Annotated in this window: 2 protein-coding genes and 1 pseudogene; all 3 read left to right on the top strand. The window is 66.3% G+C overall.

Features of this window, described 5'->3' with window-relative positions:
• Nucleotides 1-375, top strand: a pseudogene (locus ACE3S9_RS16045) (efflux transporter periplasmic adaptor subunit); the annotation flags it as partial.
• Between the two features lie 36 nt (nucleotides 376-411).
• Nucleotides 412-3,537, top strand: coding sequence for a multidrug efflux RND transporter permease subunit (locus tag ACE3S9_RS16040; RefSeq protein WP_374547482.1), 3,126 nt, complete (start codon nucleotides 412-414; stop codon nucleotides 3,535-3,537).
• 112 nt (nucleotides 3,538-3,649) lie between these two features.
• Nucleotides 3,650-4,085: efflux RND transporter permease subunit (locus ACE3S9_RS16035; RefSeq protein WP_374547481.1), on the top strand; the 436-nt coding region annotated here is incomplete at its 3' end.

The raw sequence follows: 4,085 nt of genomic DNA, 5'->3' as shown, positions 1-4,085 counted from the left end.
AACAAGGACGAAGCCCTGTTCCCCAACCAGTTCGTCAATATCCGGCTGCTGGTGACCACGCTGAAGGACGCCGTCGCCGCGCCGACCGCCGCGGCCCAGCACGGCGCGCCGGGCGACTACGCCTATATCGTGAAGGACGGCAAGGCCGAGGTCCGCGTGCTCAAGCTCGGCGCGACCGACGGCGATTACGTTCAGATTCTGTCCGGCCTCGCCGCCGGCGACGTGGTGGTGGTGGACGGCGCCGACCGCCTGCGCGAGGGCGCCGAGGTTCGTATCGTCGCCGATCAGGCCGACGGCGCGAAAGCGGGCGACAAGGCGCCGGGCGCCAAAAGAACCGGCGATGGAAAACGCGGCAATGTTTCCCAGCAGCCCTGAGGCCGGCGCCGCGCGCCGCTCCGGAGGCCTGCGCCGATGAACGTCTCCGAGCCCTTCATCCGCCGCCCGGTGGCGACGACGCTGCTGATGTTCGCCATCCTGCTTTCGGGCCTGATGGGCTATCGCTTCCTGCCGCTCGCCACTTTGCCCGCGGTGGATTATCCCACCATCCAGGTCCAGACCTTCTATCCCGGCGCCAGCCCGGAAGTGATGACCTCCTCGGTCACCGCGCCGCTGGAGCGGCAATTGGGCCAGATGCCGGGCCTGAGCGAAATGACCTCGGCGAGTTCCGCCGGCGCCTCGATCATCACGCTGCAATTCGGGCTGTCGCTGTCGCTCGACGTCGCGGAGCAGGAAGTGCAGGCGGCGATCAACGCCGCCAACAATCTGCTGCCGGCCGACCTGCCGACGCCGCCGATCTATTTCAAAGTCAATCCCGCCGACGCGCCGATCCTGACGCTCGCCGTGACCTCCAAGACCCTGCCGCTCACCGAGCTGGAGGATATCAGCGAGACGCGGCTGGCGCAGAAGATCTCGCAGCAGCCCGGCGTCGGCCTGGTCAGCGTGGCGGGCGGCCAGCGGCCGGCGATCCGCGTGCGGCTCAATCCCGCCGCGCTCGCGGCTTACGGGCTGAATATCGACGACGTGCGGACCATTATAGGCAACGCCAATGTCAACACGCCGAAGGGTAGTTTCGACGGCCCCACGCAGGCCTCGACGATCGCCGCCAACGACCAGGTCACCAGCGCCGAGGGCTTCGCCGATCTGGTGCTGGCCTATCGCAATGGCGCGCCGGTGCGGCTGCGCGACGTCGCCGAAGTGGTCGGCGGGCCGGAAAACACCAAGCTCGCGGCCTGGGCCAATCGCGCCCCGGCCATCATCCTCAACGTCCAGCGCCAGCCGGGCGCCAATGTCATCGCCACGGTCGATTCGGTGCGCAAGCTGCTGCCGCAACTGCTGGCCGACCTGCCGGCGGCGGTGGATGTCGAGGTTCTGACCGACCGCACCGTGACCATCCGCGCCTCAGTCGCCGATGTGCAGTTCGAGCTGATCCTGGCCATCGTACTGGTCGTGCTGGTGATCTTCCTGTTCCTGCGCACCCTGCCCGCGACGCTGATTCCCAGCCTGTCGGCGCCGCTCTCGCTGGTCGGCGCCTTCGGCGTGATGTATCTGCTCGGCTACAGCCTCGACAATCTCTCGCTGATGGCGCTGACCATCTCGACCGGCTTCGTCGTCGACGACGCCATCGTGATGATCGAGAATATCGCGCGCCATGTCGAAAACGGCGAGAAGCCGTTCGACGCCGCGATGAAGGGCTCGCAGGAGATCGGCTTCACCATCATTTCGCTGACCGTGTCGCTGATCGCGGTGTTCATCCCGCTGCTGTTCATGGGCGAAGTGGTCGGACGCCTGTTCCACGAATTCGCGGTGACGCTCGCGGTCACCATCGTCATTTCGGCCTTTGTCTCGCTGACCTTGGTGCCGATGATGTGCGCCCGGCTGATCCGCCATCGTCCCGACAATGAGCGCGGCCGCTTCGACCTCGCCGCCGAACGCGTGTTCGACGGGATCATCGCGGCCTATGCCCGCGCGCTGGACGTGGTGCTGCGCCACCAGCCGCTTACTTTGTTCGTCGCGGTCGCCACGCTGGCGCTGACGGCCTTCCTCTATATCCAGATTCCCAAGGGATTCTTCCCCGCCCAGGACACCGGCGTCATCCAGGCCATGTCCGAGGGGCCGCAGGACGTCTCGTTCAAGGAAATGGTCCGCCTGCAGAGCGAGCTCGCCGAAATCCTGCTGAAGGACAAGGACGTCGCGTCCATCACCTCCTTCGTCGGCGTCGACGGCTCCAATCTGACCCTGAATTCCGGCCGCTTCCTCATCAATCTGAAGCCGCAGGACCAGCGCGCCGATTCCATCGCCGAAGTGATCCGCCGGATCGGCGGCGAGGCGGCGGCGGTCGAGGGCGTCAAGCTCTATATGCAGCCCTCGCAGGATCTGACGATCGATTCCACCGTCACCCGCGCGCAATATAAATTCGTGCTGGAGAACGCCAATCCGGGCCTGTTCGCCGAATGGGCGCCGCGCCTCACCGACCGGCTGCGGCAGGCGCCGGAGCTGACCGACGTCGGCAGCGACATGCAGCAGCAAGGCGCGGCCCTCGACATCACCATCGACCGCGAGACCGCCGCCCGCTTCGGCATCACGCCGGCCACGGTGGACAATGTGCTCTATGACCTGTTCGGCCAGCGCATCGTCTCGACCATCTATACCCAGTCGAACCAATATCGCGTCATCATGGAGGGCTCGCCCTCGATCCAGGAATCGCTGAAGGGCCTGGACACGATCTATCTGCCTTCCAACGCCTCGACCTCCAACGGGCAGGTGCCGCTCTCGGCCATCGTCAATGTCAAGAAACGGAACGGCCCGCTGGTCGTGACCCATTTCGGCCAGTTCCCCGCCACCACCATTTCGTTCAACCTGGCCAAGGGGGTCTCGCTCGGCGAGGCGGTAACGGCGATCGACAGCGCCCGGGCCGAGATCGGTCTGCCCGAGTCCTTCGTGGTCGCCTATCAGGGCGCGGCGGCGGCCTTCCAGTCCTCGCTGACCAACCAGCTCCTGCTGATCGCGGCGGCGGTCATCACCATGTATATCGTGCTGGGCGTGCTCTATGAGAGCTTCGTCCACCCGATCACCATCCTGTCCACCCTGCCCTCGGCCAGCGTCGGCGCGCTGCTGACCCTGCTGGTGTTCGGCTACGAGTTGGACGTGATCGCGATCATCGGCATCATCCTGCTGATCGGCATCGTGAAGAAGAACGCGATCATGATGATCGACTTCGCGCTGGAGGCCGAGCGCGTCGAGGGGCTCAAGCCGGTCGAGGCGATCCGGCAGGCGTGTCTGCTGCGCTTCCGGCCGATCCTGATGACCACCATGGCCGCCATTCTCGGCGCTCTGCCGCTGATGCTGGGTTCGGGCGTCGGCTCCGAACTGCGCCAGCCGCTCGGCTACGCCATTGTCGGCGGCCTTGTCGTGAGCCAAGTGCTGACCCTGTTCACCACGCCGGTGATCTATCTCTATTTCGACCGGCTCGCGCTGCGTCTCGGCCGCAAGGCGCCGGTCGCGATGCGGCCCGCGACCGGAGGAGAGCCGGCGGAATGAAACGGTTTTCGCCAGATCGCTTCGCGATCAGCGCAAACAGATCGCGCGGAAACGCCGCTCGCAGCGGGCGGATTTCCGCGCGAGCGGAATGCGCTTTCCCTGAGGAAAGCGCATGAACATTTCCGCGCCTTTCATCCGTCGCCCGGTCGCGACCACCCTGCTCACGGCGGCGATCGCCTTGTCCGGCGCGCTGGCCTTTTTCATGCTGCCGGTCGCGCCGCTGCCGCAGGTCCAGATCCCGACCATCACGGTGAGCGCGTCTCTGCCCGGCGCGAGCCCGGAAACCGTCGCCAACAGTGTGGCCCAGCCGCTCGAACGCCATCTGGGCCAGATCGCCGACGTCACCGAAATGACTTCGACGTCCAGCCTCGGCCAGACCCGCGTGGTGCTCCAGTTCGGCCTCAGCCGCGACATCGACGGCGCCGCGCGCGACGTGCAGGCGGCCATCAACGCCGCCCACGCCGACCTGCCGACCGCTCTGCGCCAGAACCCGACCTACCGCAAGGTCAACCCGTCCGACGCGCCGGTCCTCATTCTCAGCCTGACCT

This window comes from Rhodoblastus sp. (genome assembly GCF_041915505.1).
In the GTDB taxonomy this organism is placed as follows: Bacteria; Pseudomonadota; Alphaproteobacteria; order Rhizobiales; family Beijerinckiaceae; genus Rhodoblastus.
This window is presented reverse-complemented; position numbering and strand designations above follow the sequence as displayed.